The sequence below is a fragment of the Trichocoleus sp. FACHB-46 genome, assembly GCF_014695385.1.
GTDB lineage: Bacteria > Cyanobacteriota > Cyanobacteriia > FACHB-46 > FACHB-46 > Trichocoleus.
The window spans coordinates 100,671-126,651 of the sequence record NZ_JACJOD010000031.1; the positions used below are offsets into that span (position 1 = coordinate 100,671).

The window sequence follows — 25,981 nt, forward strand, 5'->3', positions numbered from 1 at the left end:
TATCCAAGCTTGAACCCAAAGCCGTTCAGCCTGGATTAGGTTTGAGTTTGGGGAGCGCGACCGAATAACTCCGTCATCGTTCTGAGGCGATCGCGGACTTCTGGAGTCAAGGCATCTGCCTGGTATCGCCAGGTCCAGTTGCCTGCGTTATTGCTGGGGTCATTCATGCGCCCTTGATTATCTAAGCCCAACACGTCTTGGAGTTGGATGATCGCCTGATTGGAAACCGAGGCAAGAGCCAGATGGATAAAGTCCCAGTTGATCCCCGCTTCGCTTAAACAACCCAAATATTGAGTGACAGCATCGCGATCGCTAGAGGAAAGGCGATTAAACCAGCCCACAATCGTTTCATTGTCGTGGGTGCCCGGATAAACCACGCTGTTAGCTAAGTACTTGAAGGGTAAAAAGTTTTTGTCCCCCATGTCGCCAAAGGCGAATTGCAAAATCTTCATGCTGGGGAAACCAAAGCGATCGCGCAAGGCATCCACTTCTGGCGTGATCACACCCAAATCTTCCGCGAGTACAGGCAGTTGCCCAAATTGCTGCTTCAGCGCTTCAAATAAAGCTTCACCTGGAGCTTCAATCCACTCCCCATTCATGGCAGTAGTTTCACCTTGCTTGACCGCCCAATAAGCCTGGAAGCCTCGGAAGTGGTCAACCCGAACCATATCCACGTAGTCGAACAGGGCTTGGAACCGCTGCACCCACCACTTGAAGCCAGTTTTTTGCAGTTGCTCCCAGTTGTAAACGGGATTGCCCCAGAGTTGCCCCGTTTCACTGAAGTAATCGGGTGGAACCCCCGCCATCAACGCAGGCTCTCCCGTTTCAGGGTCAAGGCAAAAGTTTTCCGGATTGGCCCAGACATCGGCGCTGTCCTGAGACACGTAAATAGAAATATCGCCAATCACTTTGATCCCGCGTAAGTTGGCGTATTTTCGCAGCGCTGACCATTGCTGAAAAAACTCAAATTGCAGGAATTTGTGCAACCAAATCTCTGCTTGGAGCTTGTCTTGCCACTGAGCGATCGCGTCTGGTTGGCGTTTGGCGATCGCGGGTTCCCAAGTGGGCCAACTGGTATCTTGGAACGCATCTTTCAGCGCCATGAATAAGGCGTAATCGTCCAGCCAGTATGCGGTCCCTTTGCAAAATCCTTCAAATTCTTTTTGCTGTACGGCTGAAGCCTTGGCTTGAAAGTTCTGCCAAGCTTTTTGCAGCAAGGGTATTTTGATTTGCCGCACTTTGGCAAAGTCAACTGCCATTGGCAACTCTGGCAAATCGGCTAAATCTGTTTCTGCTAGTAACCCTTTGTCGCGTAACACTTCAAGGCTAATTATCAGATGATTGCCCGCCATCGAAGAGTAGGACGACAGATAAGGTGAATTCCAGGGCTCACCCGTCGGCCCTAGGGGTAGAATCTGCCAAAGTTGTTGGGCACTGTCGGCTAAGAAATCAATGAAGCGGTAGGCTTCTAAGCCTAAGTCACCAATACCAAATCGGCTAGGAAATGAGGTGGGATGCAGTAAGATGCCGCTAGCTCTGGGAAAGGGCATAGATAACCTGAAAAATAAACAGCAAGCGTCCTGAATTTAGCAACTGTTTACTGTTACAACATCAGTCTCGAGTTTCGATTTACTGCTGCAAATAGCTATCTCTTTGGTTAGATGATAGCGCTTAGAATTTAAGGGCAGGGGAGCATTGCATAATATAGTGTGTCTTCGTCTCCTCAACGCTAATAAAGCCTAGCCGCTCGTAAAGACGCTTAGCTGGATTCTGTTTAAGCACCTGTAACTGCACAGGCAAATTTAATGCTTGCCCTTGTTCAAGGATGCTTTGCAGGATTAGGGTGCCAATGCCACGGTTTTGAAATTTAGGCAGAATCAAGAGATTGCCAAGATATAGTTCCCCTACACACTGCAATAGCTGTAACATTCCTACCTCGATCTGATCAACCAGAACTACTCGGATCAGATGAGGATTAAAGGTTTCGCCAAATAAGTCAGGATTCCAAGGATAAATGCGCTCTACATGTTCTTTGAGACAAGCTGCGTGCATTTTGTTCAGGAAATCAAAATCTGCTTCGGTTGCCTGCCGAAATTGTACTTTCATGCTTTCTCGCGCCAGAAAAGGTCGAGGGTGCTGAAAGCCAGGGTTCTCGGGTGATTAAGAGTAAGCGATCGCCCCTAGCTATGAAACTAATCTAAATCTACTGGGCAGGATTCACCTTACCAATGGTCTGTAGCGTGCCGTCATCTTTTACCGTCCAGACATCGTAGCTGCTAACCACATCGCCATTCTCGTCAATATCTACATTGCCGCTAGCGCCTTGATAGTCAATCTTCTCGCCCTTTTGTAGGCGGGCTAGACCGTCACACACATCAGTCACAGGAGTTCCAGTTGGGCCAGCTACTTCTCGGAGTTGGCTCTTGATGCCTTCACCTGTGTTGTTGTCCGCCGCTTCTGCTGCTAGCACTAAGAGCGCTGCCGCATCCCAAGCATGGGGAACAAAAGCACTCAAGGGTTTAGCTTGTTTCTGCTGCCAGAGCTCTCTGAAAGCAGCCAAAGCCTTACCATCTGCACTTGGAATCGTCCCGACCGCCCCTGCCAGAATAAACTTGCCATCCTTGGTTTTGCCCACTTGCTCGGCAAAGTCTTCTGAATAACCGCCATCGGTCAGCATAATCTGTACCCCTTGGCTCAGACCTTGTTGATAAGCGGCTTTGAGAAACAAGCTGCCTGTCTCACCATAGATGAAGGCAGCAACGGCATCGGGTTTATTGGCAAAGGCAAGCGCGGCCTCTGATTCAAAGGTCGTTGCTTTGGGATCATAGCGGGCAGGCTTTCCCTCACCTGCTACCGTGCCTCCACGCTGCTTAAAGGCTTGAGTAAACTCCCTCTCCAACCCCACACCGTAATCATCATTGATCACAATCGTTGAAACTTGCTGATAGTTCCGCTGCTGAGCTAATTTAGCTAAAGCTTGGGCCTGGTAAGTGTCCGGCGGGGCAGTCCGCGCCCAAAATCCCTGAAAGTCACCTTTTTTGGCGCGTTCCGTAAACGTAGGACTCGTGCTAGCCGGAGAAATCAGCATCACCTTGTTACGTACCGCCACATCTACCGCTGCGCTCGAAACGCTACTGGGAAAGGAACCCACTACACCCGCAACTCGATCCACCTCAACCAGCTTCGCCATCGCTTCAGCCCCAGCCGCAGGTTCAGTCTGGTCATCTTCCGACACCAAACTCACAGGTGCCTGATTCACCCCACCGCATTGGTTAACGGTCTCCACTAACAAAGAAACAGCATCCAAAAGCGGTGGCCCCACCGCCGACAAATCACCTGTGGCAGGCAGTAAGGCACCCAACTTCAGCCCTTTGGCATTATCAGTAGTGGTTGTAGCAGGAGACTGATTTGCTCCGCCGGAATTGCTGGTGCGTTGGCAAGACGCGATCGCCAAACCAACGACACCAGCAGTGATAACCACAGCCGTTGCCGAGCTACACCTCAACTGTTTCAGCAGAGCAAATCTGTTCATCACGGTGCTGTACCAGATAGATCAAGAAAAGCTGGCAAGATAAAAATGGGTGTTCATGCCAGAGAGCGATCGCGCCTAACTCTACACCTTATCCCCTTGGCGACCGTAGATGTAAACCATCTCTTTGAGGCGGTTGCTGTAGTCTTGGGTCATTGCCTCGGCTCGGAATCGCCAAGCCCAGTTATTTTCTGATGTACCGGGAGCATTCATTCGGGCATCAGAACCCAAGCTAAACACGTCCTGAATTGGAATAATGGCTTGATTGGCGACAGAACTCATAGCCAGACGGATCAGATCCCAAACAATTCCATAAGGCCCAGTGCAGGCAAGGTATTGGTGCAGGCGATCGCGCTCATAATCTGGCGCTTGCTGATACCAGCCCAACGTCGTGTTGTTGTCGTGGGTGCCCGTGTAGATCACACTGTTCGCGTCCACATTAAAAGGTAGATAAGAATTTTTGGCATCACTACCAAAGGCAAAATGTAGAATTTTCATGCCAGGGAAGCCAAAATGATCGCGTAGATCGAGCACAGCTTGATCAATATCCCCTAAATCCTCAGCAATGATTGGCAGACTACCAAGTTGTTGGCGAATCACTTCAAACAACTTATAGCCAGGAGCCTTAACCCATTGACCATTGATTGCCGTCTCTTCACCCGCAGGCACCGACCAGTAAGCTTCTAATCCTCGGAAGTGATCGATGCGAATCATATCTACATGGGCCAGGATTTCCCGGACTCGCTCCACCCACCAAGTAAAGTTGGTTGACTCCAGGTAACCCCAGTTGTAGAGCGGATTACCCCAAAGCTGCCCTGTCTCAGAGAAATAATCGGGTGGCACACCCGCAACTTCTAGAGGCTGACCTGTTTCAGAATTGAGTTGAAACACTTCTGGATTAGCCCAAACATCGGAACTGTTGTGGGCGACATAAATGGGAATATCACCAATAATGCGGATGTTTTGAGCATTACTGTAAGTCTTTAGTTCTCTCCACTGCCGAAAGAACTCGAACTGCAAGAATTTTTGAAAGAAGATCTGATCCGCTAGCTTATCCCGCCACAAATCCAGCGCTTCTGGCTTACGTAGCCGCAGTTCATCTGGCCATTCCACCCAGCTACCACCTTCCTGATCCTCTAGCAGCGCCATGAATAAGCTGTAGTCTTCTAGCCAAGTCGCTTTGCCCCGACAGAAACCTTCAAATTCTGTCCGTTGGATCGGGCTAGCTTTCTGCTTGAAATTCTCACAGGCTTGCCGTAGCAAAGGCATTTTCCAAGCAATTACCTGCTCGAAATCAATCTTGTCGATCGCAAAGCCAGGAGCATCGCGGAGGTCATCTTCACTCAGGAAGCCATTGTCTCTCAGAATGTCAGGGCTAATCAGCAGCGGATTCCCTGCCATCGTCGAAAAACTCATGTACGGAGAGTTGCCGTAGCCTGTGGGGCCTAGAGGCAATATCTGCCACAGGCGCTGTTCGCTGCGAGCCAGAAAATCAATAAACTGGTACGCTTCCAGCCCTAGATCACCAATGCCATAACGACCGGGTAGACTCGTTGGATGTAGCAGGATACCACTGGCACGGGGAAAGGGCATAGAAATTTGCCTCCAAAAAATACTCTGTCAGTGTAGCCACCCCTCATCTTAGTGGAATCTTCCCTTGGTAGAATTACTTCTGCCTCCCTTTCAGGAGTTGAAACCTTTGACCTACCGTAATCCAATCCCCACTGTTGACATCATTATTGAGCTAAGCGATCGCCCTCATCGCCCGATTGTGTTGATTGAGCGGCTGAATGAGCCTTATGGTTGGGCGATCCCAGGTGGGTTTGTGGACTATGGAGAGCCTGTGGAGGCGGCAGCTCGCCGGGAAGCACGGGAGGAAACAGGTTTAGAGGTTGAACTAATTGAGCAATTTCAGGTTTATTCCGACCCAAGTCGTGACCCGCGTAAACATACGATGAGTGTGGTGTTTATCGCGGAGGCGAAGGGAGAACCGCAGGCGGGAGATGACGCGAAGGGAATTGCGCTATTTGAGCCTTGGCGGGTGCCTGAGAATCTTTGTTTCGATCACGATCGAATTTTGCGGGATTATTGGCGGTATCGGCATTATGGGCTGCGACCTCGCTTGGTCTAGGTTTTTGTGAGGCGTTTGGGTTTTGACTAAAATCCGAACCCTTGAGGGCACCTGCCCTCAAACTCCCGCTGAGGGACGGCTGCGTCCCCCAGACCCCCTCCAGACGAAGTTGAGTGTGGGTATTTCGAGATTGAGGTGAGTTTTATGTGCTTTTCTTTTCTGGCTTCTGACTCCCGACTCCTGACCTTTGACTCCTGGCTCCTTCCTCCTTTCCCCTCACTCCTCTCTCCTCACTTCATGAGAAAATGCCTTGGTTTCATAGTGATGGTTGAAGGGATATGACGCGCAAGGTAATTCGGACAGAGCAGGCTCCCGCTCCGGTAGGGCCATACAATCAGGCGATCGCGGCGAGTGGCCAATTGGTGTTTGTAGCAGGCCAGATCGCACTTGATCCCCAAACCGGGGCGATCGTGGGTGAGGGTGATGTCGTGCGCCAGACGGAGCAAGTAATGGCAAATCTAGAAGCGATCCTCAAGGAAGCAGGAGCCACTTTTTCAGATGTGGTCAGAACCACGGTATTTCTAGCTGACATGAACGACTTTGCAGCAGTCAACGGCATCTACGCCCGCCACTTCGACGAAGCCACCGCTCCAGCCCGCGCCTGCGTCCAAGTTGCCCGCCTCCCCAAAGATGTCCAAGTTGAGATCGACTGCATCGCCGTAATCTAACCACACCTAAACAAAACCCTCCTCAGGAGAGCCACACTTGGCCAACCGAAGCACTTTTGGAGGGGGCCTGGGGGACGCAACCGTCCCTCAGCGGGGGTTTGGGGGCAAGCGCCCTCAGGGTTTGGATTTAGTAGAAGCCAAACTAAGACAACTCACCCAGCAGGAGCAATCGCCTAGCGACCGTGCAAATGCTGCACCAACTCCATATCCACAAAAGTCGTCCAACCCACCTCACCAGAAAGCACCGTAAACGGCATACCCGGATCACCCAGATGATCCAAAACCACTACAGCTCCTGGAAAATCTTGGTCTTTGGTGTAATCATTAATCGTCACAATCGTCTTGAGATTCGCTTTGTCCGCTGAAATCAAGCCATTATGTGAATCCTCAAACGCGATGCAATCCTGAGGTGCAATCTGCATTTGCTCCAAAGCATAGAAATAAATGTCAGGAGCAGGTTTCTTCGCTGGCACAATATCACCCGCCGCAATCACATCAAACCAGGCAATGCTTTCATGCCCCAAAGTACTTTCCAAAAGAGCTGTGACATTGGCAGGAGTGGTCGTAGTTGCGATCGCCAAGCGAAACCCTTGGGCACGCGCTTCATCCAACAACCGCTTCACCCCAGGTCGTAGGGGAATACTACCTTCGCTGAGTAGTTGCGTATAGTGCTTGGTTTTTGCCTTGTGTAACCCTGCGATAAACTCGTCCAAATTATTAGGACGCTGAAAGTCTGAGCGATATTTGTCGAGGTAGAACTTCATTCGCTCTTTGCCGCCTGTAACGGCTAACAGTTCTCCGTATAGCTCGACAGTCCAATCCCAATCCAACCCAGCTTCCGCAAAAGCGCGATTAAAAGCGACTCGATGACCATCCCGCTCGGTATCGGCCAAGGTCCCATCGACATCAAAAATTAGTGCTTGCAGTTTGGTCATAATCAGCCGTCAACCAACGATGAGAGAATTTCCAAAGGCGAGTTCAACCCTTTGGCACTTTATCTCAATTAGGGTCAAAGGTTAAGCAGGCAAAATCTCTCAGCTTTGCGATAACCGCTGTACCGTTGCACCACCCAAAATTTGATGGGCTTCAGCTAAGAGTGCTGGAATTTTGTCAGCATGAGGGCTGTTCGCCAAGCATTGTTGTAAATCTAGTTCTGCCACTTTCTCAGCTCTGGCACCGGGAAACCAATGATCCGCTTGACCCAGCAAGTTGTAGCGCATCTTGCCGTAATCCACCATGTCATAGGCGATCGCGAGATTCCGCAACCAGAGAATGGTATGAATGTTCATGCCTCCTGGGGTTTCCTCAGGTTTAGGCAAGCCAACATGCCAAGTTCTCCACCACTCCTCACCCAGAGCCGCGATCGCTGCTTGTTCCAAGCGAGCCAAAATTGGGGGCAAAATTTCATCAGCGCGATCGAGTAGGTCTAGGGTTCTCAGATGTTCGTCAAAGTCGGTGGGACGAGATGCACCAATACTCAGCGTGTGTACCTGAGGATGGCTAAGACAGAACAGATCGTTGAAGACCATCGGGCTGAGTGGCGCACACAAATCCACCAATTTTTGAGGAGGTTTGTAAAGGTCACCACCTTTATTGGTAGGGCTAATGATAAACACACCCATATCGTGCTTCCCAGCAGCCTCGATCGCGGGCCAATTATTTTGGTTGATGTAGTACCAATGCAAGTTCACATAGTCGAACTGGTCCGTGGCGATCGCTCGCAAAATCACTTCTAATGGTGCGTGGGTGGAAAAGCCAATAAAGCGTACTCGACCTTGCGATCGCAACTTTTGCGCAACTTCTAAACAACCACCTGGACGCAGACAATCCTCCAGCAGTTCGGCATTATTCACCCCATGCAACGACAACAGCTCCACATGATCGAGTTGCAGGTAAGCCATTGATTGCTCAAAGGTTTGCAAAAACCCTTGCGGATCTGCAGTCGGAATGATTTTGGTTTGCACAATTAGCTGGTCGCGTGGCAGTTTCGGTAATACCGCTCCCAACTGCATTTCGGAGCTACCATATCCCCGCGCCGTTTCAATGTGGTTGATCCCGAGTTCTACAGCCCGTCGAACCGTTGCCTCTAAATTCTGTTGGTTATCAGCAGGAACTGTATCTTTGGGGACATCTTGCCACTTGTATTGGTAGCGCATGCCACCGCAAGAAAAAACGGGCATTGCCAACTCTGTCCGCCCAAAGCGTCGATACTGCATCATTGGTGTCTCAACCCCTGCATCTCCAACCATGTAGGGGCGAACGACCGTTCGCCCACACTGCCAGGTTAATTCCACAATTATGCTTCGCGCACGATCGGTTGCCCGTCTTTCACTTCACCGACCAACACGAGATCGGTTAGGCCGACAAACAAGCCATTTTCCAAAACACCGGGAATGTTGTTGATCGTCTTTTCCATCTCAGCGGGGTTGTCGATGCTGTCAAACTTCACGTCCAGCACCATGTTGCCTTGATCGGTGATCACGGGGCCAGCTTTCTTGACACCCATCCGCAGTTCTGGCTTGCCCCCCAACTTCTCGATCGCCCGTGCCACTGGTGTAATTGCCATCGGGATCACCTCAACAGGCAGCTTAAAAGTAGTCCCTAAGCGATCGACCAGCTTAGAACTATCCACCACCACAATGAATTCTTTGGCTAAGGCATCCACAATTTTTTCGCGAGTATGAGCCGCACCACCGCCCTTGATCAAATTGTGCTGCGGGTCAACTTCATCGGCTCCGTCGATCGCGATGTCGATATACTCAATTTCATCTAGCGTCACCAAGGGGATGCCATACTGCTTCGCCAGTACCGAGGATTGGAAGGAAGTCGGCACGCCTTTGATGTCCTTGAGTTCTCCAGATTGCAGGCGATCGCCCAAATACTGAATCATCAATGCTGCAGTTGACCCGGAGCCTAACCCCACAATAGAACCGGAGTGCACACGAGCGGCTGCGGCCTTGGCAACTTCTTGCTTCATCAACTGAATGGGGTCTACTGACGCGGTCATTCCCAAAGCTCCTTGCATATCAATGGATTAATCTGCACGGTCTATAGCATGACCTAAAGTGAACTCCGTGCCTAGTCTGCTGAGTCAATTCACGTTTTTTGATCCCTGGCAAAAGTCAGGGCAGGACTCAAGCGAGACATGAGTAAAAGTTGCCCTGGATTAAGCTTCTGGAGCAACAACTGTCGGCACCGATGCGATCGCTTCCGTCACCCGAGCAAATTCAGAAGCCAATGTGGAAGCTTGCTCCAAGGCTTGCGGATCTGAGAGTAGGTGAAAATATTTCACAGGTAGCTCAATCGCAAACTCGGTTCCTTGCCCTGGCTCAGAGTGGCACCAGAGTTGGCCCTGATGCTGATTGACCACAACTTGATAGCTGACAGTCAAGCCGAGTCCTGTTCCTTGACCAATTTTTTTGGTAGTGAAGAAGGGATCAAAAATTTTTGATCGAAGTGCGGCAGGAATTCCAGGGCCGTTATCCGCGATCGCAATCCGGGCAAAGTTTTCCTTTCCTGACGCACCCAAGACCAGTTCTGTCCGAATCGTAATGGTTTTGGGCTGCGTAATAGTTTTGGTCTGGGTGTCCCCACTACTGAGCGCTTCAATCGCATTGGTGATCAAATTTAGAAAAACCTGATTGAGTTGTCGCGGATAGCACTCTAGCGGCGGCAGAGCGCCATAATCGCGAATCACTTGGATTTCATTTAACTGATTTTGCAAGATCGCTAAAGTACTCTCTAAGCCATCGTGCAAATTCACAGTTTTGCGACTCGACTCATCCAGGCGGGCGAAGTTTCGTAGCGACAGCACAATTTCCCGAATCCGCGAGGAACCCACCTTCATCGACTTCAGGATGCGGACCAAATCTTTGAGCAGAAAGCCGAGTTCTACTTCGTCAATCAAAGCTTGTACTTCTGCCACTGGCTGCGGATAGTGGACTTGATAGGCAACCAAAAGGCGGTTGAGTTCCTCGATATAGCGCTCAATATAAGGAATATTGCCGTAGATAAAACTAACGGGGTTGTTAATTTCATGCGCGACCCCTGCCACCATCTGTCCCAAGCTGGACATTTTCTCACTCTGAATCAACTGGGCTTGAGTGAGTTGCAGTTCTTGTAACGTTTTTGCTAAATGTTGGGCCTGAGCTGCACTTTCTAAGGCTTGTTGCTGAGTTTGAGCATACAAATTTGCCTGTTGAATGGAGATTGCTAATTGGTCAGCAACTGCTTGAGCGAGTTGTTGGTCGTTGTCTGACCAATAGCGTGTATGAGAACACTGGTTTAAGTACAAAATGGCGTGCAGAATCCCATTGGTTTGCACTGGCACCACTAAGGATGATTGAATCTGGGCTTGTTTATATTCCTCGTTGTAGGGACCGACTCGCTCATCTTGAGCCACATCCATCATCACCACAGGTTGGCGATGCTGAATCACCCATTGAGTAATGGGGCCATGCGTGTCAAAGTCGTTAATGGAAGGGGAGAAGGCTTCTCGGCAAATTTCGTATAAGTGTTTGCGCCGAAAAGCAGTGCCAGGGATGGATTCTTGGACAAGTTGTGGCAGTACATTCAGTGGCTCTACTTCACCATGTTCCACTAAATGTACTAAACAGCGATCGGCCTCTAGCGCTTTTAGTAACTGCGCGATCGCCTGCGTCAAAATGGTTTCCAAGTCAAAGCTTTGCCGAGTTTGGCTGGTAATCTGATTTACCAGTTGCTCGCGTTGGGCCTGCCGTTGCGTCTGCTCATAAAGCCGAGCTTGGCGAATCGCAATTTCCAATTGTTGCGCCAAGGACGCCATAAACTCTACTTCAGCTGTTTTCCAGCGGCGAGGTTGGTCTGACAAACAAACTAAATAACCGATGGAATCAGCTCGGTCCAGAACCGGAACTAACAAGTTGGCTCGTGCTTCCAGCACCTGAAAATTGAGCCCACTTTTAGAGCGTTGCCATTTCGCAAGCCACTGCCTTAGCCATCGAGTAGTAGCAGAAGCATGAGCATCGCCACAACTCACAATCAACTGACCTTGGGCGATCGCCTCAGCCGCATCTCCAAAAGCGGCCAATGGTGTATAGCCTACCTGGGAGCCGCGATCGCTCCCTAGGCGTTCACAGACAACCTGCACTCGGCAAGTGTCACTGAAATACCAAAAAAAAGCACAGTAATCCAGATTCAGTAACGTGCCAACCTCATCCACCGCTGTTTGAAGTACAACGTTCAACTCCAAAGAATTACGGATGCGGTCAACAATCTTGCGCAATAGAGCGCTTTGCTGATGATACTGGTTCAGAGCTAGCCGACCAGAAAAGTTGGTAAAGGGAAACACACGGTGTAACAGGGGAAAGAGCATAAGGCACTAGAGAGTCTACCATTGGACCGATAGATGCTTCTAGATTCAAACTGCAAATACTGACACTGAAATCCCTATGAAGATGACGCTTTTGAGCGAAAACTTCAGTAGTTTATTTGACATTTATCGAGCCATCAATCAGCTAGTGCCAAAGCTTACGTTCTACTGAAACACACGGACGAGGAAACAACTCAGCAACAAACGATACTTTTCAACCTTATTTTCTGTTTAGTAAGTTCTCTGCCGCCAGCCAAGACTGACACATCCCTAAACAGTATCGTTGCTTCCTTTGGTAGTTGATTTGTATCTACTTAATCTCACACCACCATACTTTTCGTGAGATGTAGAGCAGATCACTCGCAATGTCTACATCAGCTAAAGGTTTTTCCAGTTCGCTCAGAAACAGGCTTTTTGCCCTCTTGGGTTGGAAGCCATTAATTATGCTACAAATAACTCAGTACCTAAAGAAACTGGGAAACTACTAGCTTTATGGTTGGTAGGTGCTTAGGTCATCCCGGCAATCTCGGTAGACGAATTGCTCAGGTTAGGTACTACAGCCTGAACTGAACTACTTTATGTAGAGCTTTGAGGAGCAATCCTCAGGCAATCAGCAACCTAGAAATCCTGTTGTTTTACGGCAGGAAGGTCCAGCGAGCCCAGTGCTGTATTCAACTAGCAACTTGTTATCCTTGCCATAGATAGTGAAAGAGGAGTGTATGAATAAGAAAGTAATTAGCCTCGCCTTAGTACTCAGCTTGGCCGCTGCTTTGGGAGCTTGCGGTGGTGGTGATACCACTACTAGCCCTTCCCCTGGTGAATCCCCTGCGGGTTCCCCAACCACCTCTCCTACTACATCTCCCTAGGCTTTTTTCCCATACTTGACAAGCCCTATCCCTCAGTCAGTGTACAAAACTGCCTGAATAGTGGATTTAGCCTCAAAGTATGAAACAGCCAAGAGATTGCTCCTCACAACCTATTGCAGTCCAAGTCAAGCTTTTAGCGTCGTACTGCTCTAAGACCGATCGCTATATGAACTGGATCTAGGTTGAAGGTGGCCGTCCTCTAACAACCCTGTAATTAATTTGGTGGCTTACAAGAGCCCAGTAGTCGAGTTTGGTAATCATTCCAAGCTTTAGCAAACTGGCTCTTGTGAGCTTATTGTTATTTGACGGTGGCTAAAATTTGTGGTGGGCACTAAGTAACTTGAACCAAGGCCTCAGCGATCGCCAAGTTGACTCCTAACCCAACCTTATTAATTTTTTAATAGATTTTATTCCTTGAAAAATGCTTTATCTAGTTAGGAATCGCTGCTTTGTAGCTTAGGATGACAGAAAAAGCTGTCTGCATGAACCATAAAAGACAAATATTCCTTATGGGCTTGAGGCTCAGCGCTACTTCTATCTTAGGTTCGATCGTCTGCTTGTTTGCTTTAGCTACTGAATTTGCTTATGCATTACCCCCTGCGGAGGATACCCCTGAAGAAATTCTAAGGACGGAAATTATTACTGAAGCGCGATCGCCCGTAGATGGAAAGTCCTTGACTCCAGCACAGTACGCTGAGTTACAAGCCCAACTAGAAGCAGGACCGCCTATTGATCCCAAGTTGTCTCCTCAGGTCAGACGAACCATCACCTTACTACGCTTACGCCAGTTTATTCGAACCTTTTTTCCCTTCTTATTGCGCTGACTAGCTAGATCTTTTCCCTCTGAGAGCGCCAATTGAGCTCGCGATCGCACACCCACCTTCGTAGTTTTCAGCTCTACCAGCGAGCCCAGTTTTTCCTAATATCTCTGACAAAATTTGCCTGCCTAACCCGAGAAATAGCCAGAACTCATCCAGTAAACCCTACCTGACCACCGCAAACATGTCTGGATTTAGGCAGATGATTTGAGACTTTAGCTATGATTTGCTACGGTTTACTACAGTTCATTACCTGATTTTTACATTTGGGTTTTATACACCTTGCCAGCTATCAGTTACACACCCCCATCCCATTCAACTTTCGAAGTGGGCGTACGCTGTTGATGCTAATTCTTTCAAAGGTTTTCAGTGCCTTCAGTTTCTCTCAACTAAAACAAGAGCCTCTGGATTTCAGAGCACACGCGTATTACAAAACCTTTTTCCCGATTTGGAACGCATTCAATAATCTCGTTTAGGTAGGTAGTTTCATGTCAATGACCGTCGCCCCTGAGCAAATTGAGCGGATTGTTTGGAATCAGCACCATGACCCCTTTGAAGTTTTAGGCCCTCATGCTGTACAAAGGGATGGCCAAACTGTTTGGGTCGTGCGAGCTTATCTGCCCAATGCAGATGCAGCCTGGGTGATTTTGCCAGAAGAACGGGCAGAGCATGCGATGCAACCCATTCATCATCCTCATTTCTTTGAATGCACCATTGATACTCCAGAGTTAGCTAATTATCAATTACGCATTCAAGAGGGGGATCATGAGCGTGTCATCTACGACCCCTATGCCTTTCGTTCTCCTTACCTCACAGACTTCGATCTACATTTGTTTGCTGAAGGTAACCACCATCGCCTTTACGAGAAATTAGGGGCACATCTGACAGAAGTCGAAGGGGTCAAAGGCGTTTATTTTGCAGTTTGGGCACCCAACGCTCGTAACGTTTCTGTTCTAGGTGACTTTAACCACTGGGATGGCCGTAAGCATCAAATGCGTAAAGGTCCTTCCGGGATTTGGGAACTATTCATTCCAGCCTTGGCAGAGAGCGATCGCTATAAATACGAAATTAAAAACCAAGCGGGACATATCTACGAAAAATCTGATCCCTTTGGTTTTCAACAAGAAATTCGGCCTAAAACAGCCTCCATTGTTACTAACTTAGATAATTACACCTGGAACGATCAGGATTGGATGGAGCAGCGTCGTCATACAGAACCGCTCACCCAACCTATTTCAGTTTATGAAGTTCATCTAGGTTCCTGGTTACATGGCTCCTCTGCTGAACCCGCTCGCTTACCCAATGGGGAAGCGGAGCCTGTCGTTCTCGTTTCCGACCTCAAGCCTGGAGCCCGTTTTCTCACCTACCGAGAGTTGGCCGATCGCCTCATTCCTTACGTCAAAGAGCTAGGCTTTACCCACATCGAGCTTCTACCGATCGCCGAGCACCCCTTCGATGGGTCTTGGGGATATCAAGTCATTGGCTACTACGCCTGTACTTCTCGCTACGGCACCCCTCAAGACTTAATGTATTTCATCGACCAGTGCCACCAAAATGGCATCGGGGTCATTGTGGATTGGGTACCTGGTCACTTTCCCAAAGATGGTCATGGTCTAGCCAACTTTGATGGCACTTATCTCTATGAGCATGCTGACCCCCGAAAAGGTGAGCACAAAGAATGGGGCACCTTAGTTTTCAACTACGGTCGGCATGAAGTCCGGAATTATCTAGTAGCCAATGCCCTATTTTGGTTCGACAAATATCACATTGACGGTATTCGAGTAGACGCAGTCGCCTCCATGCTTTACCTCGACTACTGTCGTAATCCAGGAGAATGGCTACCCAACCAATATGGTGGCCGAGAAAACATTGAAGCCGCTGATTTCTTACGGCAAACTAATCACACCATTTTTAGTTATTTTCCTGGTGTGCTCTCCATTGCTGAAGAGTCTACCTCTTGGCCAATGGTGTCATGGCCTACTTATGTCGGTGGTTTAGGCTTCAACCTCAAGTGGAACATGGGGTGGATGCATGATATGTTGGACTACTTCAACATGGACCCTTGGTTTCGCCAGTTCCACCAGAACAATCTCACATTCAGCATCATGTATGCCTTCAGCGAGAACTTTATGCTAGCGCTATCTCACGATGAGATCGTGCATGGCAAGAGTAGCATGATTGGCAAGATGCCAGGAGACGAGTGGCAAAAATTTGCGAATCTGCGATGTCTCTATGCGTACATGTTCACGCATCCCGGCAAGAAGACTCTATTTATGAGTATGGAGTTTGGCCAATGGAGTGAGTGGAATGTTTGGGCTGATTTGGACTGGCACCTTTTACAACACGACTCGCACCAAAAACTCAAGCAATTCCTAGGTGACCTCAATCACCTATATCGAGCTGAACCTGCACTTTATACTCAAGACTTCTCGAATGATGGGTTTGAGTGGATTGATTGTAGCGACAATCGTCACAGTGTAGTTTCCTTCATTCGTAAAGGCAAAGACTCTGATGATTTCGTAGTTACTATCTGCAACTTTACACCGCAGCCGCATGCCCACTACCGCATTGGGGTTCCTGAAGCAGGATTCTATACAGAGTTATTTAATAGTGATGCCCGCAAGTACGGCGGCAGCAACATGGGTAATCTAGGCGGAAAATGGACAGAAGAATGGTCTTATCACAATCGCCCCTACTCAATGGATCTATGCCTGCCACCTTTAGGCGTCGTTATTTTGAAGCTCGATCGCCAGAAAACAGAAGCAGCTATTCGATCTAGAGAACAATTTTAACTAATCTCTAACTGTGCAAAACTAAATTCATAACGCTTGTAGGATAGCTGCTTTTGCTACTCTTACGAGCGTTAGAGCCCCAACCTCAGTAGCAAAATTTTCCATCCTGCTGAGTTGGACGCTCTTTAGCAGTCCGTATTGCTCCAATTAACGTAGAAGTAATAACGCAGCGCTTTGCTTTACCACCTTGGCGTAAAACGAGAGTCAGCCGTCCTAGCTGTCCGTTCACATGCCCTCTGTAGTTAAACTGGATCCGCCAAACTCCACCAGATTCAAGAAAAGTAGTTTCATTCGCGTCGATGCTCACCCTAGAATCGAAGTTGCGCCAAGATAAGGTGTTGGTATTGACATTTCTAGGGTGAACAACCCATTGACCAGTACCATTGTGTTCACGAAAACTCACTTGCCAAGTGGCTTTGTTTTGTTTAGCACTGCGCTTGGCATCGTGAAGTGAGCGTTGAACTTGGTCTTGAGTAGCAATAAGACTTTGATTATTAATGAAAGCTAACCAACTGGGTGCAGCGATCGCGCTCACAATGCCGATCATTGCTACAGTAACTAAAAGTTCTAAAACCGTGAAACCTTTGGTAGAGGGCTTTTGAGGCTTGGAGTAAAGCTGACGATAAAAGCCTTTGATCTTCACAAAAAAGCACCCTGATAATGTCATTCAGGTTATTTGTAACCTGTTTTCAGGATGCCCAAAAGTATATGAGATCTACAAAAATAGAACAACTTAAATGCTAACGTCTTAAGCTCAAAATCTAATAAATTAAAACCTAGAAAAACCTTTTAAGAACCAGGATAACAACCCTTTTCAGTAGAAGAATTATAATTATCTTTTTCGGCTTGTATTGTCCCTAAAATCGTTTTTATAGTAACGCAACGCTTCGTACCACTGACAGGTTGTGTCAAATCATCACGTCGAGGAATAGCAACAGCAATTTGCAAGCCTGTTTCAGCATCACGAGGAAGGACACCTCGGTAATCAAACGTGATAACACCAGTAGGGTTTATAGTAGCAGCAGAAGCAACTTTTTTATTTTCAGATTGAAGATTAGTGTAGACAAGAAGTTGGCCTGGTTTAATGTTGTCAGAGCTGAGAAGGTTTTGCCAACCTTTACTAATGTCGGGTGTAGCTGCAGGAGCAACAGCGTATTGCGGCACTCGGTTTTGATTGCGAAAGCTGACGCTGTAGCTTCTCTTTTGGCGTTTAGCTTCGCGCTGAGCTTCTTGTAAAGCACCTATCACTCGATCTTGAGCAGCAGTTACGCGCTGACGATTTACAAACGTCAGCCAACCAGGAGCAGCGATCGCGGCCAACGCCCCAATCATGATCACTACTACCAGCATTTCTATGAGAGTGAATCCAGAAATTTTTGAAGTTTTTGCGCACGATAAATATTTCAAAGCAAGCTTTTCAAAGCTAACCTTCCTAGGAGATACTTGCTGGTCTGGCTGCGATAATAAACTCTTCATAATAATGTCTATACAGAGTGGTGACTAGCAGAAGGAGGAGAGCAAAGCTTACTGGTCAGTGTTACCAAAGAAGCCGCGTCCAAAGATCCGTACTTCACTAGATGGTAAGTAGATTAGATTATTCTGGTTAGCCACACGTCTGCTGGGGTCTTGAATCAGACGCGCCAACGCATTGCCCCGCAAATACAGCAATACTGACGAGGTTGTAGAATTGACGCAAGCGTAGAAACTGCTCGTTTTGGCAGAGGTAGCAGTCTCAAAGTTAGCAGGAATTCTCTGCGCACCGGGTTGTGTAGCAACAGTCAAATCACCACCCAAAGCCCCTCTATTTGGCGCTCTACAATCTAGAATCCCTTGAGTAGGATCAGTACTGATCGAGTGAAGTGGAGCTATAGCAGTACTGTCGTATCGGGTGTCATCAATATAGTCCACCAAGGTTTGCAAGTTGTTTCTGTCGTAAGACTGAGTTGCAACTGATGTATAGCGAGTGGGAGCAGTTCCTGATTTCCACTTGTTCATAGCTGCGGGTATCGTATCCGCAGAGGCTAAATCGAAGGGAACAAATCCTGAATCTGGATTAATTGCAAAACCTGTATTACCATTTGTCGGAATTCCGTCTCGAATTTCAAATCTGGCAATACGTGAGGCATTGGACCAAATACTATCAGCAGGGTTTTTAACTAAGTAGTAGGCAACAAGGGAATAAACGTAAGCATCATTGTCACCTGTTACGGAACCTACTCTCACCCTACCGGTCCCAACCTCATTCACCTCATCCGTTCTATTAAAAAATGTTCGTTTCCAAAATACTAAGACAGGCTCACAAGTTGCAGCGCTATTGCAACCCGTCACTGGTTTAACTGGGGGAATTTGATTACGAATCGGCGTTTGAGTTGTAACGTTAGGATCGCCATTCAAGCCATAAGCGTCGTAAACATATACAGCTTCTTGTAGATCTTGCACCATGTACTCTAAAGCTGCCTGAACCTCTTGCTCAGAATTGGATTTAGCTCGCTCTTTCCGCTCAGAAGTCATGATGTTGACCAGGAAAGCTAGTAATGAGCTAATGACAATTCCAGAAATAATTACGGCAACTAAAAGCTCAATCAGAGTAAAGCCAGTGGTTTTAGATTTTGGCTTTAAACTCTGCTGTTGACTGCTGGCTAGAAATTTGAAGATGTTAAACAAAATGCAGTCCTCTGTCTCTTTTAGGTTTCGTGAGGTTCGTACAGGTGAGTTTGGTGCTAAGAATCGTGAATCTAAACCCAGAAGTGCTTAGTAAAGGTTGGTAGGAACCCTTTGTTGAATATTGCTGCTAGTGCTCCGAGTACCAATGTCAGTTTTTAGTACGATAAGAGGTCGATTACGGAACCCTCCCCCTTTAGCGGTTGCACCTGTAAATAGGTTTGCTACAGGAGTAGTGTTCGGGGTGCCAGAACCACCTCTAAAAACATCCGCATCTCCTCGGTAAACCCTGATTAATAGACCATAGCCTTCTCGTCTAGCTGCTTCCCCTCTAGCAACTGCATCAGTATTGGTGTCTGCGCTGGTGCGAGTGCGGATTGCCTGGATCACAAAGTCTTGAGGATCTGTGAAACTAATATTACCGTTGGCATTAATTAATGTTCCCTGATCAGAATCAGTAAGAAGCGCTGCTGTAGGCGGCGCGAGGCAAGGATCGCCACTGTCAGGCAAGGTATCAGTTGCACAGCGAGCTTTATCGGGTGGGCTAATGGCACCGGAGCGCAAGCTGTCGATATATCCTTGTCCTGCTTGAGTGGCTAGCTCAACTTGCCTAGCTCTGACCCTGGAAGCCACAGAGATGGCCATTGGTGGGGCGATCGCGATCAACAGCACTGTTAATACAACGATCGCCATTAAGGACTCAATGATCGTAAAACCTGAATCGGGTTTAGAGGATGGAGATTTTAGCCGTCCTGAAAGATAGGTTTGAACGTGTTTCATCATAGTCCACCACCAGAGCTAGGGTTGTTGAGTTAAAGATTAACGGTTGTAATCTGCGTTGGTAGCAGTACAAGCAGGCCGATAGGGGTTATTGGTCTGCAAGGCAGGAACAAATTGTGTACCAGTAGGAGCCACCCCAGATTGGCGGGCTTGAGCATTGCTGAGATCTTGAGGTTGGGCTGCACACAACAGCGTTTGTACCCAAGCGTCACTGCGATCGACCTGCCTAAAGAACTCGTCTCGAGTACCTGTAGGTGCAGTGAATCGCTGAGCAAACAAGTCGGGCAACTGAGTCAGCAAGGCTACATCGAAACCCCATTCTCGAGTTGGTGGCTCGTAGTAAGGATGTTTGCCCCAGCTGGTGCTCCCAATCTCCCCGTTATCGGTTCTGTAGGCCTGCCGATAATCAGCCCCGAACAGACTAACGCCTGTCGCAGTTTGGGGATCACTAGACTCAACAAACCCAGCGGCTGTAGATACTACCACAGGTTGGAACGGTGCAGTTGCGTAAGCGCTTCGCTTAATCTGAATAAAAGAACCAGCGATTCTAGCTTTGACCCTAGTCCAATTTTCTAGGAAGCGTGGGAAGTTATGTAAACCCCCGCCACCTTCAATCCAAGAGTTAGTTGTATCAGCAATATTGGCTACCCGTGCTGGAGAGTCACCCGCTGCAATTACCAAATTGAAGTTATTGGTTGTAGCTCTTTGCTGCCAGCGAGTGTTGTTGCTAACAACGTTGTTATTAGTGATGGAGCTTAGATCATTGGTGTCTGTAGGGCCACCAGTGGTAACTTGAGTCTGAAGAACAGGCGTGACTAAGGGCTGTCCATCAGCAGTAACCGCTGTAATCGAAGCGCTAGCCGGAATACTTTGACTGTTATTGACGAAGCCCAGCAAACGACCGCCGAAGATTTTCGTATTAGCACCTACCTTCACGTCTGTTTTACCAAGAAAATTGCCTGCTAGCGTATGCGGGGTTCCTACCGCATCCGCAAACGTCACAGAACCGTTAGAAATCCAGAAGACATTGTTAGGACTGACTCCATTTAGAATCAAGGTTACGCCAGGATCACCATCCCTACCAAAGTTAACAGCAGCACCACCTTGAAAAACGAATATGGAATCAGAATTACCTTCTAAAGTAATGGTTTGTCCACCATTAATCGTTGGGTTGCCATTAGGCAAAGTATAAACGTTGACATCACGGGATGCAGTCAAGGTTTGAGTGTTGCCGGTCAAAGTTCCAAGGGATGGCGTTAACCCTGCTAGTGCATCCCTAGCCGCTTCGATTTTGGTAAGGTCTGGAGTAGCACAGGTGCCACTTAAGCCAGTAACTTGATACTTGTTCGACTCACCTGAATTTTTAACGCAGACAGTAAAGTCAGAAGGATCTGTGGTACCTGGCCCATTGAGACTAGGCACAGTTGGAATCTCAGGAGTATCTGGCAGAATCAGCTTTTCGCCGCCTTTGTCGGGGGGTAGGTAGTACAGGGGCTGATTTGTAGCGTAAGTCCGGTTGGGGGCATAGCCAGGTTGGCCATAGCCTACGTTAGCTGCGGTGTTGACGTTTTTAACACCTGCAAACCACAATGTGTTTTCTTGTGTGCGGGGAGGAGCACTAGCGTAAGTAGTGTAAGGAAATCTAGCGATCGCGCCAGCAGTGCTAATTCCAATAGGAATTGCAGTTGCCTCACTCTTTGGGCCCGATATCATTGGCGTAAATTCAAGCGCCCCATAGATATTGCGGGCAAAAGCAATACGACGAGCATACTGACGAAATTCGGGTATGGCGGGTTGAGAGGTTGTACCTGCTGCGTGCACTGTATCTAGCACATTTGTACCAATACTCAGGGGAGCTCCAGTTGCAGCAGCAGGAGTAGCTTTTAAGCCAAGATCAGCAGGAGTATTGGTTTTGGGAGGTCTTACCCACCAATCCGTCGGTCCACAAGACGAGACAGGCACCTTAACGCACATCTCCATGAGGTACTCATGCGTATTGACCCGACGCTGAATTGGAGTGACGAAGTTGTTGAAGTAAGAGCTAGGACGATAAGTTGTTGGTGGGGTGTCAGGATTACCTCTGTAGTCTGCATCCGTAAAGGCGCGACTGGTGACAAAGTTGTTATCGAAGAAACCATTTTGTCTGCGCTTCTTCACTGTGGCCCAGTTATCTTGATTATTATTGCGGAGATCGTAGTCACCATCAGCCCGGTAGCCCAACGCAAAACTATCAGACAACAGAGAAACAGCATCAGAAATTACAGAAGCAGGCCGCCAGAAATCTCCTGTGCCACAATTGAGGCCCGGAGTGCCAGGACGGCAAGCGAACTCACGATCGAGTGTTGCGCGGGTGTTATAGAAATAGTCTGCGGTCCAGTTAGCTCGAGTAGCTAGCTGTTGGGTAAACTCCTCGCGGTCGTGTAGATTAAACCCTTTAAGGGCAGCTGTGGTTCCTCTTAGGGTATCTGCCTGAACATAAACAGGTAGATTAGTTGCTAAGATGAGACCTTTCTCTTCAGCCCGATAGGTATTGTCGTCTGTCCGATTTAGCCTGCTGCCATTGACCAGCATGATGCCACTGGGACGACGAGCTGGATCGAGCCTATAATCCACTGGGCTGAGAAGCTGCTGTGTGGCTTGCCGCTGTTCATCTGTCAGCCCTGCTGTTGTGGGCAGAGGCTCACTCAAGTCTGGGGTAGCATCATCGCGAGTGGCATAGATAATACCGCTATTGGGTAGCACGTATTCTCCCTGCATCCCTAACGCCGCTGAGAATAGCCCCCCCGCGATCGGTTGCCTGCGAATTCTATTTAGATCGATGACAGTAGTACGGACTTCCAGGGGCTGCCGATCTTCTATCGCTAGGTCAGAGCGAGTTGTCAGCAGTTCCGTAATTCCTGCCTTACTTGAAGTAGTAGCACTAACAGTAGCAGGCGCAAGAGCCGTAACTTGAATTGTTCCACCAGGATTGCCAACGTTAGGAGTAACTGCAGTTACAGTACCCTTAACGACGTTGAGCAATGTCTCATTGGCACCGCCTGCAAAGCCTTGAACGGTAACAACATCACCAACTCTAATGCGGGCCGTCAATACGGCAGTGTCACTAACGTCTGAGAGATTTGAGACAGTGTAAGTGCGTACATTTCCGGCAGAAGAGCCTGTAGTGACCGCAAATGAGCGTCCTTCAATGGCTTTAACCTGTCTCGCATCCAAGAAGGCCGCTTCTTTAATAGCTCCATGTGGGATTCTTGCTTCACTGGGAGTCAGGCTATTGCTAGCAATGTCTAAGCCGCAAAGACTAGAGTCAATTGCGGACTGGTCAGCTAAGCTCAGCGGTTTCCCACCAGGTGCATCTAAATTCTTTAAAGCATTACGGAGTGGCTCATTTACAAAACGTCCATTGGGGAACACCAAATTAGCTTGGTAATTGAGCTTCTGTCGCCAGTTACCTGCTACTGCCACATTGCTGTCTTCTGGTAAAAATAGACCCGCTGCATTAGCACCTGAACCAACAGCAATATTAGCAGATGTAGTAATAGGAATATAGCTAACACCGTTGTTCGACCTAGCTCCGGTTAGAGTAGTGAGCGGTGCCCCTGGAGCGTCACCATTATAAAGTCTGTCAATCACTCCATCAGCCACCACGGTGGTGTCAATACCACCACTGACGTCTGGCAAACCTAAATCTGTTCGATTTCTTGCTGTTATAGCGTTAGTTGGGTCGTAATAGCTACTAACACAAGCAACAGGAGTTTGGTAATTTGTAGGTGCATCAGGGTTATACGGGCTAATGTCATAGTGATACACCGCAGTAGCTCGCATCTTGAGGTGCCCTGACAGGATGCTCTCATCAATAGGCGTGATTGGATCATCAGCACGGGACATGGGCATGCTGTCTGGCCAAACAACCCGATAGCTCTCCTGGGTCAGTGGTGTGTTTGGGTCATTATAAGTTGCGATGGGAGGAGCAGGTGCTGCCGGATCATCTGTAAGGTTGCTGTCGGGTGGAGCAGGTAAGAAGGTGGTAGCAGGGGTTGGGGCATAAATACCTGCACCAGTGACAACCCGTAAACCACCTACCGCTTGCAGCTTATCTTCTGGCCTTTGAGCCGCCGATTGTTCCCAGAAGCCGTTACGACCTGTATCACCTAAGTCACTCAGTTCATCCACCCGTGTACTGCGGGTGCGATCGATAGTGTTCCGAGCAGTCCACTTTTCTGGAGTGCCGCCAGCTTTACGGACAAGTTGCTCAACACCCTCACCAACGAATTTCAAACCGTTGAACCAAGTAGCAGGCAACCCATTCCCAATAAGCATGCGATCGCCAAGTCGAGCCTCCTCGAGATCTGTTCTGCTCGCTTCTGGGTCAGTCGCTTCCGGCTTCGCAGTCGCAAGAGTTAAATTATTAAAACTTGCTCCTGTGGTTAGGTTGGCAGGTAAAGCCCACTCATCAGGTGGACGTAACGGATTATCCCGTCCTGTAAAAACACTAGCAGTAGTATAAGTAGTACCAACAGCTAAAGTTGCCTCTTGCCCAAACGGTACTTCACTGTACGGGATCCGGCGTGTACGGTTTCTAAAATACCGCTCTAACGACCTACGCCGAGCCTCTACACCTAGACCTGGGTCTTCTCTTAGACGTCTCGCAGTGTCGGCTATTACTTCTTGGGGGTCAGTGGTTGCTGCTCGTAGCTGAGCTGCACGTACTAGAAAGTCAATCCGCAGCGTATAAGCTCTGCTATTGTAAGCAACTTCTCTAGGGTTATTCGTGGTTGATTGGTCAGTATTCTGAAATACATCCTCCCGAGGCCGCACTCCAGGTTTGTTAAATAAGTGAATGCCTACATTGTCACCAGTTACGGTGTTACCTGTTAACGGACCCTTACCAACGTTACCGCCAACTTCAATCCTGCTGTTATCTTCTGTGTAATAGCAGGAGTTCTGGCTACTCACCTGAAAAAGAGTAACGTTAGCTCCAGTTGTAAAGAGGTTGCTATTGGTAAAAACACGTCCGTTTAGTTTGAATTCAGGACCAGGGGTAATATCTAGATCATCTTCATAAAGAACAGCGTTATTATTTAGCGGAACTCGACTCCGATCTTGCTGAACTTCTAGAACCGAAATCCCTTTGTTCTTGTTGTTAGCTTCATAGCGGTTATTTGTCAGAACTGGGTCGCCACTAGCAATCGGGACCGTAGCAGCATATACAGAAAAGCTCTTAACAATTTTGCCATTGCTAGCATACCAACCGGAGTTGCCAACCAAGGAAGCACTGGTACCGGCCGCAGTCGCACATTGTCCACCAATGTTATTGACTGACATGGGCGGAGTCCGAGCTTCTAAGGGAGAGCGACCTCTGGTAAAGGTGCCATCTGGTCTTCTAGGTGGTAGTCGCCAAGCAATGGAATAAAAAGTATAAGCATCGTAGCGGCCATTGCTATCTGTATCAACTGGAAACTTCCAACCTTGTCGGCTGGTTTCATCATTTTCTAAGGTGTAACCACCTGCCGTCCGATTAGCGTTTTCTCCAATTGTGTTGTTGTTATTAGCATCAGCAACCAACTTAAGACGCACTTCATCAGGAAAGGTGTATTTCGAATCGTCCATCACGTCGCGCAATCGACGGTCCGCTGGAGTTGCCCTTGGTAAGTTGGGGTCTTCAAATAGAGCATCCAATTTTGCTCTAGCACGGTCAAGCGCAGGAGCAGCAGCATTTAATGCAGCTTGGTTAACTCTGGCATTGCTCGCATTCTTAGTGCGGTCCAAAGACCGTACGATAAGCGCGGTCGTTAAGAGGACGACTACTAGTGACACCATGACCACCGTGGGCAAGACAAAACCGGAATTAGTCAGGCGCGATCGCTGACCAACCACGAGTAGGCTGCGTAGGAGCCAATTCGTTAACTTATTGTGGGTAGCTGGTTTGCGAGTTGGCATGGTGGCTTTCCTGTTCCAGATGAAAAGTTCTGTAAGTTAAAAGTAAAAGCGACTAAAAATAGAAGAGAGGCAAGCTTGCTGCGGCAATTGCGCGCAATTAGGCAGGCACAGATAAAGTCTTAATATTCTCAAGGTAGATTGCTCTGTCTTAGCAAGTTTGAACGGGTTGAATCAACCGGAAAATCACTAATGCAGGGATGTTTCAACATGAAGTTTCCAGTTAACTTGCTGAATGAGATAGATTCTAACTCCCCACGGTTGGAGGCGTAATCCAGAGAATAGACCTTCAATACAGGCAAACATCAGGCCGGAAACACACAAGAACTATTGCTTTGAGAGCATAGGGTATAACTTCATCACAACTTTGTAAAGATTGTGTATAAAGTCGATCGTCACTATCTTACCCATTCGTATTGAAAAAATTATCAGCCTTGTGCAAAGTTTGCTGA

At 48.2% G+C, this 25,981-nt stretch carries 18 protein-coding genes; 5 read left to right on the forward strand and 13 right to left on the reverse strand.

Annotated elements, in window-relative coordinates; all coding sequences use genetic code 11:
• Positions 1–35: 35 nt before the first annotated feature.
• The 4 genes from malQ (H6F72_RS18570) to malQ (H6F72_RS18585) all read right to left on the reverse strand — a co-directional run bounded on the left by malQ (H6F72_RS18570) (position 36) and on the right by malQ (H6F72_RS18585) (position 5,122).
• Positions 36–1,550, reverse strand: a complete 1,515-nt coding sequence (malQ, locus tag H6F72_RS18570) for a 4-alpha-glucanotransferase (RefSeq protein WP_190438939.1) — start codon at positions 1,548–1,550, stop codon at positions 36–38.
• A 121-nt stretch (positions 1,551–1,671) separates the two neighbouring features.
• A complete protein-coding gene (locus H6F72_RS18575) occupies positions 1,672–2,106 on the reverse strand; it encodes an N-acetyltransferase (protein ID WP_190438942.1) in 435 nt (144 codons plus the stop codon).
• Positions 2,107–2,203: 97 nt separating this feature from the next.
• Positions 2,204–3,532 carry an ABC transporter substrate-binding protein gene (locus H6F72_RS18580; protein ID WP_190438945.1) on the reverse strand — a complete coding sequence of 443 codons (1,329 nt, stop codon included), beginning with the start codon at positions 3,530–3,532 and terminating at the stop codon, positions 2,204–2,206.
• A gap of 81 nt (positions 3,533–3,613) precedes the next feature.
• Positions 3,614–5,122, reverse strand: coding sequence for a 4-alpha-glucanotransferase (gene malQ, locus H6F72_RS18585; RefSeq protein WP_190438950.1), 1,509 nt, complete (start codon positions 5,120–5,122; stop codon positions 3,614–3,616).
• A 64-nt stretch (positions 5,123–5,186) separates the two neighbouring features.
• Here malQ (H6F72_RS18585) and H6F72_RS18590 point away from each other — a divergent pair, with 64 nt between their 5' ends.
• Together H6F72_RS18590 and H6F72_RS18595 are read left to right on the forward strand one after the other, a co-directional pair.
• Entirely contained in the window at positions 5,187–5,660 is a 474-nt protein-coding gene (locus H6F72_RS18590; RefSeq protein ID WP_370527534.1) for an NUDIX domain-containing protein, read from the forward strand.
• 278 nt (positions 5,661–5,938) lie between these two features.
• A complete protein-coding gene (locus H6F72_RS18595; RefSeq protein ID WP_190438952.1) occupies positions 5,939–6,328 on the forward strand; it encodes a RidA family protein in 390 nt (129 codons plus the stop codon).
• A gap of 173 nt (positions 6,329–6,501) precedes the next feature.
• Here H6F72_RS18595 and H6F72_RS18600 read toward each other — a convergent pair whose 3' ends face one another.
• The 4 genes from H6F72_RS18600 to H6F72_RS18615 all read right to left on the reverse strand — a co-directional run bounded on the left by H6F72_RS18600 (position 6,502) and on the right by H6F72_RS18615 (position 11,681).
• On the reverse strand, positions 6,502–7,263 hold the full coding sequence (locus H6F72_RS18600) for an HAD family hydrolase (protein WP_190438953.1): 762 nt from the start codon (positions 7,261–7,263) through the stop codon (positions 6,502–6,504).
• 99 nt (positions 7,264–7,362) lie between these two features.
• A complete protein-coding gene (locus tag H6F72_RS18605) occupies positions 7,363–8,622 on the reverse strand; it encodes an aldo/keto reductase (RefSeq protein ID WP_370527535.1) in 1,260 nt (419 codons plus the stop codon).
• A 2-nt stretch (positions 8,623–8,624) separates the two neighbouring features.
• Positions 8,625–9,335 carry a ribose-5-phosphate isomerase RpiA gene (gene rpiA / locus H6F72_RS18610; RefSeq protein ID WP_190438955.1) on the reverse strand — a complete coding sequence of 237 codons (711 nt, stop codon included), beginning with the start codon at positions 9,333–9,335 and terminating at the stop codon, positions 8,625–8,627.
• Between the two features lie 159 nt (positions 9,336–9,494).
• On the reverse strand, positions 9,495–11,681 hold the full coding sequence (locus H6F72_RS18615) for a GAF domain-containing protein (protein ID WP_190438963.1): 2,187 nt from the start codon (positions 11,679–11,681) through the stop codon (positions 9,495–9,497).
• Positions 11,682–12,397: 716 nt separating this feature from the next.
• Here H6F72_RS18615 and H6F72_RS18620 point away from each other — a divergent pair.
• From H6F72_RS18620 to glgB, 3 genes are all read left to right on the forward strand, one after another.
• Positions 12,398–12,544, forward strand: coding sequence for a hypothetical protein (locus H6F72_RS18620; RefSeq protein ID WP_190438965.1), 147 nt, complete (start codon positions 12,398–12,400; stop codon positions 12,542–12,544).
• A gap of 509 nt (positions 12,545–13,053) precedes the next feature.
• Positions 13,054–13,368, forward strand: coding sequence for a hypothetical protein (locus tag H6F72_RS18625; protein ID WP_190438967.1), 315 nt, complete (start codon positions 13,054–13,056; stop codon positions 13,366–13,368).
• Positions 13,369–13,850: 482 nt separating this feature from the next.
• Complete coding sequence (glgB, locus tag H6F72_RS18630) at positions 13,851–16,154, forward strand: 1,4-alpha-glucan branching protein GlgB (protein ID WP_190438969.1); 2,304 nt, start codon at positions 13,851–13,853, stop codon at positions 16,152–16,154.
• An 85-nt stretch (positions 16,155–16,239) separates the two neighbouring features.
• Here glgB and H6F72_RS18635 read toward each other — a convergent pair whose 3' ends face one another.
• From H6F72_RS18635 to hpsA, 5 genes are all read right to left on the reverse strand, one after another.
• Positions 16,240–16,797, reverse strand: coding sequence for a type II secretion system protein (locus H6F72_RS18635; RefSeq protein WP_199299174.1), 558 nt, complete (start codon positions 16,795–16,797; stop codon positions 16,240–16,242).
• A gap of 146 nt (positions 16,798–16,943) precedes the next feature.
• Positions 16,944–17,630 (reverse strand): prepilin-type N-terminal cleavage/methylation domain-containing protein, encoded by a 687-nt coding sequence (locus H6F72_RS18640; RefSeq protein WP_190438975.1) that lies wholly within the window; start codon positions 17,628–17,630, stop codon positions 16,944–16,946.
• 48 nt (positions 17,631–17,678) lie between these two features.
• On the reverse strand, positions 17,679–18,818 hold the full coding sequence (gene hpsC / locus H6F72_RS18645) for a hormogonium polysaccharide secretion pseudopilin HpsC (RefSeq protein WP_190438978.1): 1,140 nt from the start codon (positions 18,816–18,818) through the stop codon (positions 17,679–17,681).
• Positions 18,819–18,905: 87 nt separating this feature from the next.
• Positions 18,906–19,598: a prepilin-type N-terminal cleavage/methylation domain-containing protein gene (locus H6F72_RS18650; RefSeq protein WP_190438981.1), complete on the reverse strand. Its 693-nt coding sequence runs from the start codon at positions 19,596–19,598 to the stop codon at positions 18,906–18,908.
• 36 nt (positions 19,599–19,634) lie between these two features.
• Positions 19,635–25,532 carry a hormogonium polysaccharide biosynthesis protein HpsA gene (gene hpsA, locus H6F72_RS18655; RefSeq protein WP_190438983.1) on the reverse strand — a complete coding sequence of 1,966 codons (5,898 nt, stop codon included), beginning with the start codon at positions 25,530–25,532 and terminating at the stop codon, positions 19,635–19,637.
• Positions 25,533–25,981: the final 449 nt, after the last annotated feature.

Coding starts and splice junctions, on each gene's coding strand:
- H6F72_RS18640 (WP_190438975.1), bottom strand. CDS start 17,630: ATGAAGAGTTTATTATCGCAGCCAGACCAGCAAGTATCTCCTAGGAAG.
- H6F72_RS18625 (WP_190438967.1), top strand. CDS start 13,054: ATGGGCTTGAGGCTCAGCGCTACTTCTATCTTAGGTTCGATCGTCTGC.
- H6F72_RS18615 (WP_190438963.1), bottom strand. CDS start 11,681: ATGCTCTTTCCCCTGTTACACCGTGTGTTTCCCTTTACCAACTTTTCT.
- H6F72_RS18650 (WP_190438981.1), bottom strand. CDS start 19,598: ATGATGAAACACGTTCAAACCTATCTTTCAGGACGGCTAAAATCTCCA.
- H6F72_RS18595 (WP_190438952.1), top strand. CDS start 5,939: ATGACGCGCAAGGTAATTCGGACAGAGCAGGCTCCCGCTCCGGTAGGG.
- H6F72_RS18600 (WP_190438953.1), bottom strand. CDS start 7,263: ATGACCAAACTGCAAGCACTAATTTTTGATGTCGATGGGACCTTGGCC.
- hpsA (WP_190438983.1), bottom strand. CDS start 25,532: ATGCCAACTCGCAAACCAGCTACCCACAATAAGTTAACGAATTGGCTC.
- H6F72_RS18620 (WP_190438965.1), top strand. CDS start 12,398: ATGAATAAGAAAGTAATTAGCCTCGCCTTAGTACTCAGCTTGGCCGCT.
- malQ (WP_190438939.1), bottom strand. CDS start 1,550: ATGCCCTTTCCCAGAGCTAGCGGCATCTTACTGCATCCCACCTCATTT.
- malQ (WP_190438950.1), bottom strand. CDS start 5,122: ATGCCCTTTCCCCGTGCCAGTGGTATCCTGCTACATCCAACGAGTCTA.
- rpiA (WP_190438955.1), bottom strand. CDS start 9,335: ATGACCGCGTCAGTAGACCCCATTCAGTTGATGAAGCAAGAAGTTGCC.
- H6F72_RS18575 (WP_190438942.1), bottom strand. CDS start 2,106: ATGAAAGTACAATTTCGGCAGGCAACCGAAGCAGATTTTGATTTCCTG.
- H6F72_RS18580 (WP_190438945.1), bottom strand. CDS start 3,532: ATGAACAGATTTGCTCTGCTGAAACAGTTGAGGTGTAGCTCGGCAACG.
- glgB (WP_190438969.1), top strand. CDS start 13,851: ATGTCAATGACCGTCGCCCCTGAGCAAATTGAGCGGATTGTTTGGAAT.